The sequence below is a fragment of the Rhodococcus sp. 2H158 genome (assembly GCF_053764755.1).
This window is the reverse complement of sequence record NZ_JBSNCE010000003.1, coordinates 61774-76321: the sequence shown is the minus strand read 5'-3', so window position 1 is coordinate 76321 and position 14548 is coordinate 61774. Positions and strand designations below refer to the sequence as shown.

The 14548-nt window shown below is 71.5% G+C and carries 14 protein-coding genes; 4 read left to right on the top strand and 10 right to left on the bottom strand.

Going from position 1 to position 14548, the window contains the following annotated elements; genetic code table 11:
* Window positions 1–99: 99 nt before the first annotated feature.
* From pyrF to ACWPOB_RS03740, 10 genes are all read right to left on the bottom strand, one after another.
* Window positions 100–924 carry an orotidine-5'-phosphate decarboxylase gene (pyrF, locus tag ACWPOB_RS03785; protein WP_455399946.1) on the bottom strand — a complete coding sequence of 275 codons (825 nt, stop codon included), beginning with the start codon at window positions 922–924 and terminating at the stop codon, window positions 100–102.
* A complete protein-coding gene (carB, locus tag ACWPOB_RS03780; protein WP_455399945.1) occupies window positions 921–4310 on the bottom strand; it encodes a carbamoyl-phosphate synthase large subunit in 3390 nt (1129 codons plus the stop codon). Before carB ends, pyrF begins: the two co-directional genes overlap by 4 nt.
* Window positions 4311–5474 (bottom strand): glutamine-hydrolyzing carbamoyl-phosphate synthase small subunit, encoded by a 1164-nt coding sequence (gene carA, locus ACWPOB_RS03775; protein ID WP_455399944.1) that lies wholly within the window; start codon window positions 5472–5474, stop codon window positions 4311–4313.
* A gap of 96 nt (window positions 5475–5570) precedes the next feature.
* The gene (locus tag ACWPOB_RS03770) at window positions 5571–6077 is read right to left on the bottom strand and encodes a PH-like domain-containing protein (protein WP_100057488.1); all 507 of its coding nucleotides are present in this window, start codon (window positions 6075–6077) and stop codon (window positions 5571–5573) included.
* Window positions 6077–7396: a dihydroorotase gene (locus ACWPOB_RS03765; RefSeq protein ID WP_100057489.1), complete on the bottom strand. Its 1320-nt coding sequence runs from the start codon at window positions 7394–7396 to the stop codon at window positions 6077–6079. The genes ACWPOB_RS03770 and ACWPOB_RS03765 overlap by 1 nt, the downstream gene beginning before the upstream one ends.
* 65 nt (window positions 7397–7461) lie before the next feature.
* Window positions 7462–8406 (bottom strand): aspartate carbamoyltransferase catalytic subunit, encoded by a 945-nt coding sequence (locus tag ACWPOB_RS03760; protein WP_100057490.1) that lies wholly within the window; start codon window positions 8404–8406, stop codon window positions 7462–7464.
* The gene (gene pyrR / locus ACWPOB_RS03755) at window positions 8403–9002 is read right to left on the bottom strand and encodes a bifunctional pyr operon transcriptional regulator/uracil phosphoribosyltransferase PyrR (protein ID WP_455399943.1); all 600 of its coding nucleotides are present in this window, start codon (window positions 9000–9002) and stop codon (window positions 8403–8405) included. The genes ACWPOB_RS03760 and pyrR overlap by 4 nt, the downstream gene beginning before the upstream one ends.
* Window positions 9003–9192: 190 nt before the next feature.
* The gene (gene nusB, locus ACWPOB_RS03750; RefSeq protein ID WP_006937621.1) at window positions 9193–9702 is read right to left on the bottom strand and encodes a transcription antitermination factor NusB; all 510 of its coding nucleotides are present in this window, start codon (window positions 9700–9702) and stop codon (window positions 9193–9195) included.
* Window positions 9703–10266, bottom strand: coding sequence for an elongation factor P (gene efp / locus ACWPOB_RS03745; protein WP_165035508.1), 564 nt, complete (start codon window positions 10264–10266; stop codon window positions 9703–9705).
* Between the two features lie 35 nt (window positions 10267–10301).
* A complete protein-coding gene (locus ACWPOB_RS03740; RefSeq protein ID WP_100058652.1) occupies window positions 10302–11396 on the bottom strand; it encodes an aminopeptidase P family protein in 1095 nt (364 codons plus the stop codon).
* A 105-nt stretch (window positions 11397–11501) separates the two neighbouring features.
* Here ACWPOB_RS03740 and ACWPOB_RS03735 point away from each other — a divergent pair, with 105 nt between their 5' ends.
* The 4 genes from ACWPOB_RS03735 to ACWPOB_RS03720 all read left to right on the top strand — a co-directional run bounded on the left by ACWPOB_RS03735 (window position 11502) and on the right by ACWPOB_RS03720 (window position 14542).
* Window positions 11502–12062, top strand: coding sequence for a B-4DMT family transporter (locus ACWPOB_RS03735; protein WP_455399942.1), 561 nt, complete (start codon window positions 11502–11504; stop codon window positions 12060–12062).
* A gap of 72 nt (window positions 12063–12134) precedes the next feature.
* Entirely contained in the window at window positions 12135–13355 is a 1221-nt protein-coding gene (locus ACWPOB_RS03730; RefSeq protein ID WP_455399941.1) for a patatin-like phospholipase family protein, read from the top strand.
* 317 nt (window positions 13356–13672) lie between these two features.
* Window positions 13673–13816, top strand: a complete 144-nt coding sequence (locus ACWPOB_RS03725) for a hypothetical protein (RefSeq protein ID WP_006937614.1) — start codon at window positions 13673–13675, stop codon at window positions 13814–13816.
* Window positions 13817–13981: 165 nt separating this feature from the next.
* A complete protein-coding gene (locus ACWPOB_RS03720) occupies window positions 13982–14542 on the top strand; it encodes a hypothetical protein (protein WP_455399940.1) in 561 nt (186 codons plus the stop codon).
* Window positions 14543–14548: the final 6 nt, after the last annotated feature.

Sequence of the window (14548 nt, the reverse complement as noted above, 5' to 3'; positions counted from 1 at the left end):
CGAGCGTGTCGGGGCGCTCCCACCTGCATCGGAACGGACATTCGGCCCGGATCCGGGAAACGGATCCGGGCCGAGCCGGAGGTGGCGGTGCGGGGCCGGTCAGGCCCGCAGGAAGGCGAACGAGTCCACGGTGCGCGCCACGGCGCCGCGCAGCCCCGCGACCGTCGGGCCCGCCCGCAGCACCTCGCGGGAGACGTTCGGCACGACGGCGTCGAGGTGCTCGCCCGCCAGACGGCGCACGTCGTCGGCGGTGCCGCCCTGGGCGCCCACGCCGGGCATCAGGATCGGCCCGTGCAGCGCGCTCAGGTCCGGCGCCCGGGTGAGGGTCGCTCCGACGACCACACCCACCGAGCCGAGGGTGTCGGCGCCGGCGTTGCGGGCCGCGGCCTCGTCGACCATCACCTGCGCGACGCTGCGCCCGTCGGCGACGCGTGCGTGCTGCACCTGCGCCCCCTCCGGGTTGGAGGTGGCCGCGAGGACGAAGACCCCGCGCCCGTCGGCGGTGCGGCGCAGCGCGGGCTCGAGCGACCCGAACCCCAGGTACGGCGAGACGGTGACCGCGTCGGAGCCGAGCGGGGACGCGTCGGTCAGCCACGTGCGGGCGTAGGCGTCCATCGTCGAGCCGATGTCGCCGCGCTTGGCGTCCGCGAGGACGAGGGTGCCGGTGCCCCGCAGCGCCGCGACGGTGCGTTCGAGCACCGCGATGCCCGCGGAACCGAACGCCTCGAAGAATGCCACCTGCGGCTTGACCACGGCCACCTGCCCGGCGAAGGCGTCGACGCACGCCTCCGCGAACCGCTCGAGACCCGCGACGTCGACCGTCAGCCCCCAGGCGGTGAGCAGTTCCGGGTGCGGGTCGATGCCGACGCACAGCGGCCCGCGCTCGGCGAGGGCCGCGTGCAGGCGCTGCCCGAACGTCGTCACGACGCCGGGCCCGCGGTGCCGTCGGGCAGGCCGCCGACGCCGGTGGACTCCGCCGCCGCGTCCTCGCGGAGCCCGGCGTGCATCTCCTGCAGCGAGCGGACCCCGATGTCGCCACGGATGGCGGCCTCGATGCCCTGGACGGCCGCGGAGGCCCCCTGCACCGTGGTGATGCACGGGATGTTCGCGGCGACGGCGGCGGTGCGGATCTCGTAGCCGTCGATGCGCGGCCCGGAATTGCCCCACGGGGTGTTGATCACCATGTCGACCTCGCCGGCGCGGATCTTCTCGACGATGGTGTGTGCCCCCTCGGGCCGCTCCTCCTCCGACACCTTGTACACGTGCTCGCACGGGATGCCGTTGCGGCGCAGCACCTCCGCGGTGCCGATGGTCGCGAGCACCCGGAAGCCGAGGTCGGCGAGCCGCTTGACCGGGAAGATCAGCGACCGCTTGTCCTTGTTGGCGACCGAGACGAACACCGAGCCGGAAGTGGGCAGCGACCCGTAGGCGGCGGTCTGACTCTTGGCGAACGCGGTGCCGAAGTCGTCGTCGATGCCCATGACCTCGCCGGTGGACTTCATCTCCGGGCCGAGCAGCGAGTCGATGCCGGTGCCGTCGGCGCGGCGGAACCGGTTGAACGGCAGCACCGCCTCCTTCACCGCGACGGGAGCGTCGGCCGGGGCGTGCCCGCCGTCGCCGTGGGCGGGCAGAATGCCCTCGGCGCGCAGGTCGGCGATGGTCTCGCCCATCATGACCCGGGCGCAGGCCTTGGCGAGCTGCACCGCGGTGGCCTTCGAGACGAACGGCACGGTGCGGGAGGCGCGCGGGTTGGCCTCGAGCACGTAGAGGATGTCGTCCTTGAGGGCGTACTGCACGTTGAGCAGGCCCTTGACGCCGATGCCGCGCGCGAGGGCCTCGGTGGAGCGGCGCACGTTCTCGAGGTCGGAGCGGCCGAGGGTGATCGGCGGCAGCGCACACGACGAGTCGCCGGAGTGGATGCCGGCCTCCTCGATGTGCTCCATGATGCCGCCGATGTAGACGTCGGTGCCGTCACACAGGGCGTCGACGTCGATCTCGACCGCGTCGTCGAGGAAGCGGTCGACCAGCACCGGGCGGTCCTCGGAGATCTCGGTGGCGCGGGAGATGTAGCCCTCGAGCGCCTCCTCGTCGTAGACGATCTCCATGCCGCGCCCGCCGAGCACGTAGGACGGGCGGACCAGCACCGGATAGCCGATGCCGGCGGCGATCTCGCGGGCGCCCTCGAAGGTGGTGGCGGTCCCGAACTTCGGGGCCGGCAGGCCCGCCTCGGTGAGCACCCGACCGAACTCGCCACGGTCCTCGGCCAGATCGATGGCCTCCGGGCTGGTGCCGACGATCGGCACCCCGGCAGCCTTCAACCGCCGCGCGAGCCCGAGCGGGGTCTGACCGCCGAGCTGGACGATGACGCCGGCGACGGTGCCGGACTGCGACTCGGCCCGGTACACCTCGAGGACGTCCTCGAAGGTGAGCGGCTCGAAGTAGAGGCGGTCGGCGGTGTCGTAGTCGGTCGAGACCGTCTCGGGGTTGCAGTTGACCATGACGGTCTCGTAGCCGGCCTGCGACAGGGTCAGGGCGGCGTGCACGCACGAGTAGTCGAACTCGATGCCCTGGCCGATGCGGTTGGGGCCCGAGCCGAGGATGAGCACCTTCGGCCGCTCGTGCTGCTCGGCGACCTCGGTCTCGGCGTCCGGGTCGAGCTCGTACGTCGAGTAGTGGTACGGGGTCCTGGCCTCGAACTCGGCGGCGCAGGTGTCGACGGTCTTGTACACCGGGTGCACGCCGAGCTCCTCGCGCAGGGCACGCACCGCGTCCTCGTCGCCGAGTTCGGGGCGCAGCGCCGCGAGCTGCCGGTCGGAGAAGCCGTGGTGCTTGGAAAAGCGCAGTTCCCGCTCACCGAACGTCCCGGCGGCGCGCACCTTCTCCCCCAGCTCGACGATCTGCTGGATCTGGTCGAGGAACCACGGGTCGATCTTGGTGGCGTCGAACAGCTGCTCGACGGTGGCGCCGAGCTCGAAGGCCTTGGCGATGCCGTAGAAGCGGCCGTCGTGCGGGACCTTCAGCTCCTCGAGCAGGCTGCCGAGATCTTCCGTCTCGACCTCGGGGCCGGTCCAGAACCCGGAACGCTTGGTCTCGAGCGACCGCAGGACCTTGCCGAACGCCTCGGTGAAGTTGCGGCCGATGGACATGGCCTCACCCACCGACTTCATGGTGGTGGTCAGGGTGCCGTCGGCGCCGGGGAACTTCTCGAACGCGAACCGCGGGGCCTTGACGACGACGTAGTCGAGCGTCGGCTCGAAGCAGGCCGGCGTCTCCCTGGTGATGTCGTTGACGATCTCGTCGAGGGTGTAGCCGATGGCGAGCTTGGCGGCCATCTTCGCGATCGGGTAGCCGGTGGCCTTCGACGCCAGCGCGGACGAGCGCGACACGCGCGGGTTCATCTCGATCACCACGAGGCGACCGTCGCGCGGATCCATCGCGAACTGGATGTTGCAGCCGCCGGTGTCGACGCCGACCTCGCGCAGGATCGCGATCGACAGGTCGCGCATCTCCTGGTACTCGCGGTCGGTCAGGGTCATCGCCGGGGCGACGGTGACCGAGTCGCCGGTGTGGACGCCGACCGGGTCGACGTTCTCGATCGAGCAGACGATCACGACGTTGTCGCGGCCGTCGCGCATGAGCTCGAGCTCGTACTCCTTCCAGCCGAGGATGGACTCCTCGATGAGCACGTTCGCGGTCGGCGAGGCGGCGAGGCCGCCGCCGGCGATGCGCTCGAGATCGGCCTCGTCGTAGGCCATGCCGGAGCCGAGGCCGCCCATGGTGAACGACGGGCGCACCACGACGGGGTAGCCGAGTTCGGCGACGGTGTCGCGCACCTCGTCCATCGTGTAGCAGACCCGCGAGCGCGCGGATTCGCCCCCGCACTTGGCGACGATGTCCTTGAATTTCTGCCGGTCCTCGCCGCGCTGGATGGCGTCGAAGTCGGCGCCGATGAGCTCGACGTCGTACTTGGCGAGGATGCCCTGCTCGTGCAGGGCGACTGCGGTGTTGAGCGCGGTCTGCCCGCCCAGGGTGGCCAGCACCGCGTCGATCGGGGTGCCCTTGGCCTGCTCGGCGGCGATGACCTTCTCGACGAACTCGGCGGTGATCGGCTCGACGTAGGTGGAGTCGGCGAACTCCGGGTCGGTCATGATCGTCGCCGGGTTGGAGTTGACGAGGGAGACCCGCAGGCCCTCCTCGCGCAGCACCCGGCACGCCTGCGTGCCGGAGTAGTCGAACTCGCAGGCCTGGCCGATGACGATCGGGCCGGAGCCGATGACGAGAATGTGGGAGAGATCGGTACGGCGTGGCATTTAGTTCTTCTCTCCCTCGAGCATGCTGGTGAACCGGTCGAACAGGTAGGAGGCGTCGTGCGGGCCGGCCGCCGCCTCGGGGTGGTACTGCACGGAGAAGGCGGACCCGTCGAGCAGGCGCACGCCCTCGACGGCGCCGTCGTTGGCGCAGGTGTGGCTGATCACGGCCCGGCCGTAGGGCGTGTCGAACTCCTGCCCGGCTTCGCCCTCGAGAGCGAAGCCGTGATTCTGGGCGGTGATGGCGATGCGGCCGGTCTCGTGCTCGATCACGGGGATGTTGATGCCGCGGTGGCCGAACTTCATCTTGTAGGTGCCCAGGCCGAGGGCGCGGCCGAGGATCTGGTTGCCGAAGCAGATGCCGAACAGCGGCAGTCCCTGCCCGAGCACCTCCTTGGTCAGGTGCACCGCGCCGTCCGCGGTGGCCGGGTCGCCGGGGCCGTTCGAGAGGAAGACCCCGTCGGCCTTCAGGTCCAGGATGTCGTGCAGCGTCGCGGTGGACGGCAGCACGTGCACGCGCATGCCGCGCTGGGCGAACATCCGCGGGGTGTTGGTCTTGATCCCGAGGTCGATCGCGGCGACGGTGAAGCGGGCCTCGCCGTCGGGCTCGACGACGTAGCCGCTCGTGGTGGTGACCTCGCCGGCCAGGTCGGCGCCGAGCATCGACGGCTGGCTCTGCACCCGATCCAGCAGGGTCTGCTCGTCGGCGAGGGCATCGCCGGAGAAGACGCCCGCCCGCATCGAGCCGCGGGTGCGCAGGTGCCGCACCAGGGCGCGGGTGTCGATCCCGGCGATGCCGACGATGTGCTGCCGTTCGAGCTCGTCCTGCAGGGAACCGGACGCGCGCCAGCTCGAGGTGCGGCGCGACGGGTCGCGCACGACGTAGCCGGCGACCCAGATCTTCGCGCCGGCGGGGTCACCGGTGGGCCCGACGGACTCGTTGTCCTCGGTGTTCCACCCGGTGTTGCCGATCTGCGGGGCCGTGGAGACCACGATCTGCCGGTGGTAGCTCGGGTCGGTGAGGGTCTCCTGGTAGCCGGTCATGCCGGTGCTGAACACGGCCTCGCCGAGGGTCTGCCCCACGGCACCGAAGACGGTGCCGCGGAACGTGCGCCCGTCCTCGAGCACCAGGATCGCGGTGTCCGTGTCGAAGTTGTTGCTGCTCATGCGTTCTCTCCGTTCTGCTCGACCTCACCGGAGCTCGCCGCATCAGCCGAAATCTCGCGTACCGTCGTCGCTGTACCAGCCGTCCAGGCTGTCGTCCTAGCTTTCACTGTCCCGGTAATTCTCGTTCGTCTCCTGCACCCACAGGGGGTAGATGGTCTTGTCGTCGCCGCGGAATCCCGTGTCGATCTCGGTGCCGGAGGGCAGCTGCCAGCGGATCACCAGCACACCGTCCTTGGTCATCACCTTCCCGGCGAGGCCACGTTCGGTGCGGATCGCCCGGATCGAGTCCTGCGGGATCCAGATCGGCGAGGCGCCGTCGCGTTCGAGCAGCACTCCGGTGCGGTAGCGGCTGAGCTCGCCGGCCGCGCGGTGGCCGAGGTCGCCGACGGCGATCCGGTCCTGCCAGCTCGGCGCGAGGGTGCTGCCCACGTACAGGCCTGTGCTCGGGGCCACCAGCTGCTCCCCCAGCTCGGCCGGCACCGGCGGGAGGGCACCGACGGCGTCGGCCTGGCGTCGGCCGCGGCCGCGCCAGCCCTTCCACATCAGCAGGGCCAGCACCACCCACAGGGCGACGAAGCCGAGCGTGAGCCACACGCGGTCCATCACCGCACCCCGCTTCCGGTGGCCGGCCGGACCGTGCCGTCGAGCGCGGTGATCCGGCCGCGCAGCACGGTCGCGACGACCTTGCCGGGCAAGGTCATCGCCTCGTACGGCGTGTTGTGCGCGACCGAGGCCAGCTCCGGTCCGCGCACGGTCCATTCGGCGTCGGGGTCGACGAGCACCACGTTGGCGGGCTCACCCACCTCGAGGGGCCGCCCCTGGTCGTCGAGGCCGACGATCGCGGCGGGCCGTTCGCTCATCACCTTCGCGACGCCGCGCCAGTCCAGCAGCCCGGGACGGACCATCGTCTCGACGACGATCGACAGGGCCGTCTCGAGGCCGAGCATGCCGGGACGGGCCTGGGAGAACTCGCAGCACTTGTCCTGCTCGGCGTGCGGGGCGTGGTCGGTGGCGACGCAGTCGAGCACGCCCTCGGCCAGGCCGCGGCGCAGCGCCTCGACGTCGGAGCGCTCACGCAGCGGCGGGTTGACACGGTTGACGCCGTCGTAGGTCTCGAGCCGCGAATCGTCCAGCAGGAGGTGGTGCGGGGTGACCTCGGCGGTGATCGGGATCCCTTGCGCCTTGGCCCATTTCACCAGCTCGACGGTGCCGGCGGTGGAGGCGTGGCAGATGTGCACGCGGGCTCCGGCGTCCCGGGCGAGCAGGGCGTCTCGCGCGACGATGGACTCCTCGGCCGCGCGCGGCCAGCCGGCCAGGCCGAGGCGCGCCGCGGTGGGGCCCTCGTGCGCGACGGCACCGGCGGTCAGCCGCGGTTCCTCGGCGTGCTGGGCGATGAGCACCCCGAGCGAACTCGAGTACTCGAGCGCCCGGCGCATGATGAGCGGGTCGTACACGCAGTGCCCGTCGTCGGAGAACATCCGGACGCGGCCGACGCCGGCGGCCATGGTGCCCATCTCCGCGAGTTGCTTGCCCGCGAGGCCGACGGTGACGGCGCCGACGGGGTGCACGTCGACGAGGCCGACCTCCTGCCCGCGCCGCCACACGTGGTCGGTGACGACGACGGAGTCCGCGACGGGGTCGGTGTTGGCCATCGCGAACACCGCGGTGTAGCCGCCGAGCGCCGCCGCGGCGGATCCGGTGTCGATGGTCTCGGTGTCCTCGCGGCCGGGCTCGCGCAGGTGCGTGTGCAGGTCGACGAAGCCGGGCAGCAGGACCCGTCCGGCGCCGTCGATCACCTCGGCGTCGGAGCCGGCATCGAGGTCGGTCCCGATCCCGAGGATCTGCTCGTCGCCGAGCAGCACGTCGGTCGGCGCGCCCTCCCCGTAGACGAGCACGTTGCGGATGAGCACCTGCGGCGACACCGAATCTTCTCCTGTCCCAGTGTTCTTCGTATCCTGAGCGGCTGCCCGGTCCGCGTGCGAGCCGGTCATGCGATCGCGCTCTCCGTGCCGACGAGCAGACGGAACAGCACGGCCATGCGCACGTGCACGCCGTTGCTCACCTGCTGCAGCACCGCGGTCTGCGGGGCGTCGGCGACCGCGGAGGCGATCTCCATGCCGCGCAGCATCGGGCCGGGGTGCAGCACCACGGCGTGCTCGCCGAGCATCGCCAGCCGCCTCTCCGACAACCCGTATCCGATCGAGTACTCGCGCGCCGACGGGAAGAACCCGCCGTTCATGCGTTCGGCCTGCACCCGCAGCATGAGCACGGCGTCGAGGCCGGGCAGTTCGGCGTCGAGCGAGTGCGACACGGTCACCGGCCAGGTCTCCACGCCCACCGGCAGCAGCGTGCGGGGCGCGACCAGCACCACCTCGGCGCCGAGCGTGGACAGCAGCAGCGCGTTGGAGCGGGCGACACGGCTGTGCAGGATGTCGCCGACGATCCCGATGCGCCGGCCGGCGATCGACCCGAGCCGCTGCCGGAGGGTCAACGCGTCGAGCAGGGCCTGCGTGGGGTGTTCGTGGGTGCCGTCGCCGGCGTTGATCACCGCCGGCCCGCCGCCGTTGCCGTCGCCGGTCCAGTCGGCGATGCGGTGCGCGGCGCCCGAGGCGGGGTGCCGCACGATCAACGCGTCCGCGCCGGCGGCGTGCAGGGTCAGCGCGGTGTCGCGCAGCGATTCGCCCTTGGCGACCGACGAGCTCGAGGCGCTGACGTTGATCACGTCCGCGCTCATCCACTTGCCGGCGACCTCGAACGAGACCCGGGTGCGGGTGGAGTTCTCGAAGAACACCGTCATCACGGTGCGGCCCCGCAGGGTCGGCAGCTTGCGCACCTCACGGCCGAGCAGCGCCTGCTCGAACCGTTCGGCCTCGTCGAGAAGCTCGGTCGCGGACTCCTCGGTCAGGTCCGCGATGGAGAGCAGGTGCTTCACGAAATCTTGCCTCCGGAGATCACCACGGCGTCGCGGTCGTCCTGCTCGGTGAGCAGGACCCGCACGTCCTCGGCGCGGGCGGTGGGGACATTCTTGCCGACGTAGTCGGCGCGCAGCGGCAGTTCGCGGTGGCCGCGGTCGACCAGGACGGCGAGCTGCACGGCGCGGGCCCGGCCGAGGTCGCGCAGGGCGTCGAGCGCGGCGCGCACCGAGCGGCCGGAGAACAGGACGTCGTCGACGAGGACGACGAGGGCGTCCTCGACGCCGCCTTCGGGCACCGACGTGCGCTCGAGCGGCCGGTGCGGCTTGGTGCGCAGGTCGTCGCGGTAGAGGGTGATGTCGAGGGAGCCGACCGGCACGGTCACACCGGAGAACTCGGCGATGCGTTCGGCGAGCCGGTGCGCGAGGGTGGTGCCGCGGGTGGGGATACCGACGAGGACGACGCGTGGGGCCTCGCCCTCGGGGGCGTCGAGCGCGGTCTTCTCGATGATCTGGTGCGCGATGCGGGCGACGGTGCGGCCGACGTCGGCTGCGGAGAGCAATTCGCGGGCCGGACCGGGCGTGGATACCGGTGACCCGTCTTCGGACATGGCCATACTGCGACCTCCTTCTCCGCCTCGCTGGACGGATCGTTAAAGGATGCCTGACGGTGCATCAGCCTATCAGCGGCCGGTGACCCCCAGACACGGGTGAGGGGTGAGGCGTGCCACAGGCCGCCGTCCCGGTAGCGACGAGCGGGCCCGGCCGGCGACATCCGTCCCGGCCGGGCCCGCTCACGCTGCGGTGTCAGGGCCGCTCGGACTCCCGCTGCTCGGCCGGCTCGGCGGCGCGCGACGAGGTGGCCGCCGCGGCGGCACGGACCTGGTCGGCGAGCGCCACGATCTGGCCGAGGATGCCGTTGACGAAGGCGGGCGAGTCGTCGGTGGACAGCTGCTTGGCCAGTTCGACGGCCTCGTCGACGGCCACCACCGGCGGCACGTCGGAGGCGTGGAACAGCTCCCACACCGAGATGCGCAGGATCGCCCGGTCCACGGCGGGCAGCCGCTCGAGCGTCCAGTCGTGCAGGTGCTCGGCGATCACCTGGTCGAGCTCGTCGAGATGCTCCGCCACGCCGCGCACGACGGTCTGCGTGTACGGCGGCACCTGGGCGACCTGGTCGTCGGTGACGGCGAGCGCGATCCGGTCGGCTGCGAGACCGACCGGGTCGATGTCGCGGGCTTCGGCCTCGAACAGCAGGTCGACGGCGCGCTTACGCGCCTTGTGCCGGGCTCCGAGTTTCTTCTGTGTACCGGACACTCAGGAATTCACTCGCCCGAGGTAGCTGCCGTCACGGGAATCGACCTTGAGCTTGTCGCCGGTATTGATGAACAGCGGGACCTGGATCTCGGCGCCGGTCTCGAGGGTCGCGGGCTTGGTGCCGCCGGTGGAGCGGTCGCCCTGCAGGCCGGGATCGGTGTGGGTGACCTCGAGTTCGACGGTGACCGGCAGTTCGACGAACAGCGGGGTGTCCTCGTGGGTGGCCACCTGCACCTGCATGTTCTCGAGCAGGAACTTCGCGCCGTCGCCCAGGGTCTCCTCGTTGATGGAGATCTGGTCGTAGGTCTCACCGTCCATGAAGACGTAGTCGGTGCCGTCGTGGTACAGGTACGTCATGTCGCGGCGGTCGACGGTGGCGGTCTCGACCTTCACACCGGCGTTCCAGGTCTTGTCGACGGTCTTGCCGGAGAGCACGTTCTTGATCTTCGTACGGACGAACGCCGGCCCCTTGCCGGGCTTGACGTGCTGGAATTCGATGATCTGCCACAGCTGACCATCGATCTTCAGCACGAGCCCGTTCTTGAAATCGCTGGTATCGGCCACTTGGTTTCGCGTCTCCTAGAGTCGAGGTACCGCCCTTATACGACGGTCAATGTCTTGTCGGTGAGTGTGAGCAGTTCCGGTCCCTGCTCACGCACCACGAGCGTGTCCTCGATCCGCACGCCTCCGCGCCCGGAGAAGTACACGCCCGGTTCGACGGTCACCGCCGCACCGCAGGCAAGTGTACCGGTCGCGGCCTGGCCGATTCCGGGTGCTTCGTGGATCTCCAGACCGACCCCGTGGCCGAGTCCGTGCAGGAACAGATCACCGTGCCCGGCGTCGGCGATGACGCCGCGGGCCGCGGCGTCCACGGCGGCCAGGTCGACGCCCGGCACGAGTGCCGCCCGCCCGGCCGCCTGGGCGCGCGCGACGAGGTCGTACACCTCCCGCTGCCAGTCGGCGGCCCGCGCGAGGACGTAGGTGCGGGTCATGTCGGAGTGGTATCCCCCGACCTGCGCGCCGAAGTCGAGCTTGACGAAATCCCCGGCGGCGAGCACCGCGTCGGTGGGCCGGTGGTGCGGCACAGCCGAGTTCGCCCCGGTCGCAACGATCGTCTCGAAGGAGATGCCGTCGGCGCCGTGGTCGAGCATGCGGGCCTCCAGATCGCGGCCGACCTGACGTTCGGTGCGGCCCGGGCGCAGCCCGCCGGCGGCGACGAGGTCGGCCAGCGCCCGGTCCGCGGCGGCGCACGCCGCCTTCAGCAACCCGACCTCGTGTTCGTCCTTGACCATGCGCAACTGCTCGACCAGCCGGGGCGCGGGCGTGAGGGTGAGCGGGCTGTCCAGCCCCGCCCAGCGCACGTGCTGATCGACGGTGACGATGTGGCTCTCGAAGCCCCACCGGGCCGGCGTCGCCGCGGAACCGACCAGGTGATCGGCGCTGGCGCGGGCGATCCGGGCCCGCAGGTCGGGCACCTGCGCGGCGATCTGGGTGAGGTAGCGGCCGTCGGTGCACACGACGGTGCGGGACTCGTCGGCGTCGTCGTCGGCGGTGACGAGCAGCGCGGCGTTCGAACCGGTGAATCCGGTGAGATACCGGATGTTGAGCAGGTCCGTCACCAGGAGCGCATCGAGGTCCCGGTCGGCGAGCAGCCGGCGCAGCGCGGCGCGGCGGGAGGCGTGATCGGCGGGCATGGGCTCAACGTACTCCCGCGGCGGCAGCCGGGACGGCCGTCGCCGGGGCGGGGACGATGTGGGGCGGGACACACTTCCGCCGATCCAGACGTTACCCTGAGGTACATGAAACCCTGGTTGCTTCGCGGGCTCGGCCTGACCCTCGTGCACGTGCTCGTGCGGGTCCTGCTGGGGGCCGCCCTGGTGCAATGGCCGCTGCAAGGCTCGGTGCTGCGGATGGTCGCGCTCGCCGTCGTCGTGCTCGCCGCGATCGTGTGGGCCGGGCTCGACGGGATCCGCGACCAGCGGGCGCACCCGCAGTCGGAGGACGGTGCGGATCTGACGATGCTGTGGCTGAAGGCGGCGGCGGTCACCGGCCTCGTCGCCGGCCTGCTCACCTGGCTGATCGACACGGTCGGCCCGATCCAGGTCGGGGTCAAGTCGCTGTTGTTCGAACTGACCTCGGGTGCGGCGTTCACCGTGCTGCTGGTGTTCGTCCCCGCGACGGCCGCGGTGATGCTCGGTCGGTTCCTGGTGCGTCGGGAGCAGCGCAAGTCCGCGCCGGCGGCGAAGCCCGAAGCCGGGCCGGCGCCGGTCGGGGCGGCCGCGGCGCCGGATCCGGGGTGGCGCGACGACGACGCCCCGACCGAGGTGTTCGAGCGGATCGATCCGGACCGCCGCCCCTAGCGCCTCCCGATCGGACCCGGCCGGTTGCGGAATCGGGTCCGTGGCCGGAGGCCGGCAGGTACCGTTCCGCCCATGGCCGGACGCGGGACGCGCGGTACCCACGGACGCCGGCGGACGGCGCTGGTCGTCGCGGGCGCGGGCGCGCGCGGCGCATATCAGGCCGGTGCGATCACGTCCCTGCTTCCCCGGATGACGCGGCACGGCGCAGCGCCCGCGATCCTCGTCGGGACCAGCGCGGGCGCGATCAACGTGCTCGGGCTCGCCGCATTCGCCGACGAGGGACTGCCCACGGCCGCGGAACGGGTCGTGGACCTGTGGACCGGGGTGGTCTCGTCCGACGTGTACTCGTCGGTGCACAGCGTTCTCGGCACCGGCGCGGCCTTCCTGGGCCAGGCGATCGGCTTTCCCCGCACGCGTCTCGTCAGCCTGCTCGATACGACCCCGATCCGGGGGACCCTGCAGCGCCTCGTCCCGTGGACCCGGCTGCACGAGAACATCCGGGCCGGGTTGGTGGACGCGGTCGCCGTCGCGGCGACGTCCGTGGCCACCGGCGGGACGGTGGTCTTCGTGGAGAAGAACGACTCGGTGCGCCTGCCCGAGTACGACATCCGCCGCAACATCAGCTACGTCGAGACGACGCTGACCGTCGACCACCTGCTGGCCTCCTCGGCGGTCCCGATCCTGTTCCGGCCCATCCACGTCACCGACCGATGCGCCCCGCAGCGCTCCGGCTGGTACATCGACGGCGGATTGCTGCTCAACACCCCGATCAAACCCGCGCTGCTGCTGGGCGCGAACGACGTCGGCGTCGTGGCGACGCAGCCGCGGGTGTGGCCCCCGCCGGTCTCCGCGCACGTCGGGAGGCACCGGCCGGCGCCTCCCGACGTGGCCGGCGTCGCGGCCCTGGCACTGCGCGCGATGCTCGGCTACCGAATGATCGAAGATCTGCACACGCTCGAATTCCGCAACGCACGGATCGCGCAGACCCGCGCGGTGTCCCCTACCGACCGTCCCATCGGGATCGACTTCGCCGGCCCACCGCCGGGCCAGGCCGGCCGGATCGCCGAGATCGCGGAGGACGTGGTTCGGCGCCGGCCCGCCGTGCGCCGGTTCCTGCGCAACCCCGCGCCGTCCGTCGTCGCGCGGCTGATCGGCGGCGATGACGAGGATCGCGGAGACCTGCTCAGCTTCCTGCTGTTCGACCCGGAGTTCACCTCCGCGATCGCCGACCTGGGCCGCGAACACGGCGCCGAACCGAGCTCCGCGCCGGCCGTGGAGGGCATCAGAGCGTGATCCACCCCCGGACGGAATCCCCGGAACGTCCCGTGGCGCATTCCGGATCGGCGCGCCGTTCCGGACACCGGAGCGTGCACCCGGCACGTTCGGAACCACCGAACGAGGAGGGGGTGCCGGGTCGACCGTCTGCGCACCCCGACTCGCGACGCCCCCGACCGGCGAAGAACCGGACGTGACGGGCGGAACGGACCGATTATGCGAGGAGTCGTGTCACACGACGTGCCGGTGGTGTAATTGTGAAACATCGGGATCGAGAATCGGGAGCAGGCGAGGGAAAGCCGCTCGCCCGATCGGACGCACCGAGGGGGATTGCGATGGCCGACTTCGATCGATGGCCGACCGACCTGCTCGCCGAGTTCGTGGCCGACCTCGAACTGGGCCGCACCCCTGCCCTCCCGGTCGGCGTCGAGACCGCCGCGCGCGAGGAACTGGCCCACCGGAGCCTCGACGGCGGATGAGACCGACCCTCGGCAGAGTCCCCACGCGCAGCGACCGCACAAGCACCGCCCCGTCCGTGCCCCGGGGTGCCGGGCAGGCGGAGCCGCCCGGTCGGATCCCCCTGCCGCGATGCGATCACCGAAAATCAATCTGACTGGCGCCCAATACATTTAGAGTAGGGAACCATGGGAGAGCGCGCTCCGGTATGCCCCGACGGGAAGACGACCCCGAACGGCTCGGACGAGGGTGGGCCTTGGCGCTCCCGGACCGGCGGTGAACCGCAGCTGGGGCGACTGCTCGGGGCGATCCTGCCGCTGACGCACCCCGCCGGCCTGTGGTCCACGGCGTGGGGCCTCGCGAAGGGCTCGTGCAGCGCCGCCGCCGCGGTGGTGAGCGGACGGGTGCTCGGTCGCCGCCACCCGGGCACCCCCGAGGCGGCCGATCCCGTCCTGCCCGCGAGCTGGTGGCCCGACGACCTCGACATCGAGGCGGCGGCCAGGAAGTGCCCGGGTGTGGATCTATACGCGGTGACCGTCGACTTCGTCGACCGCCACCACGGGTTCGCGCTGTCGATGCTGGGCGGCATCCCGTCCTGGACCGCCGCCTGGTATTCCCGCGTGGGCGTCGCCTACCTGCACGCCCACCGGATCTCCCATCCCGCCCGGGACGACCGGGGCCGCCGCGGAACGCGCGTGCCGGCGCGTGCCGGCCGTCCCGGCCTGCAGGTCGTGCACGGCGCCGAGTAGTCGCAG

Coding starts and splice junctions, on each gene's coding strand:
- carB (WP_455399945.1), bottom strand. CDS start 4,310: ATGCCACGCCGTACCGATCTCTCCCACATTCTCGTCATCGGCTCCGGC.
- carA (WP_455399944.1), bottom strand. CDS start 5,474: ATGAGCAGCAACAACTTCGACACGGACACCGCGATCCTGGTGCTCGAG.
- ACWPOB_RS03770 (WP_100057488.1), bottom strand. CDS start 6,077: ATGGACCGCGTGTGGCTCACGCTCGGCTTCGTCGCCCTGTGGGTGGTG.
- pyrR (WP_455399943.1), bottom strand. CDS start 9,002: ATGGCCATGTCCGAAGACGGGTCACCGGTATCCACGCCCGGTCCGGCC.
- ACWPOB_RS03740 (WP_100058652.1), bottom strand. CDS start 11,396: ATGCCCGCCGATCACGCCTCCCGCCGCGCCGCGCTGCGCCGGCTGCTC.
- ACWPOB_RS03735 (WP_455399942.1), top strand. CDS start 11,502: ATGAAACCCTGGTTGCTTCGCGGGCTCGGCCTGACCCTCGTGCACGTG.
- ACWPOB_RS03730 (WP_455399941.1), top strand. CDS start 12,135: ATGGCCGGACGCGGGACGCGCGGTACCCACGGACGCCGGCGGACGGCG.
- ACWPOB_RS03725 (WP_006937614.1), top strand. CDS start 13,673: ATGGCCGACTTCGATCGATGGCCGACCGACCTGCTCGCCGAGTTCGTG.
- ACWPOB_RS03720 (WP_455399940.1), top strand. CDS start 13,982: ATGGGAGAGCGCGCTCCGGTATGCCCCGACGGGAAGACGACCCCGAAC.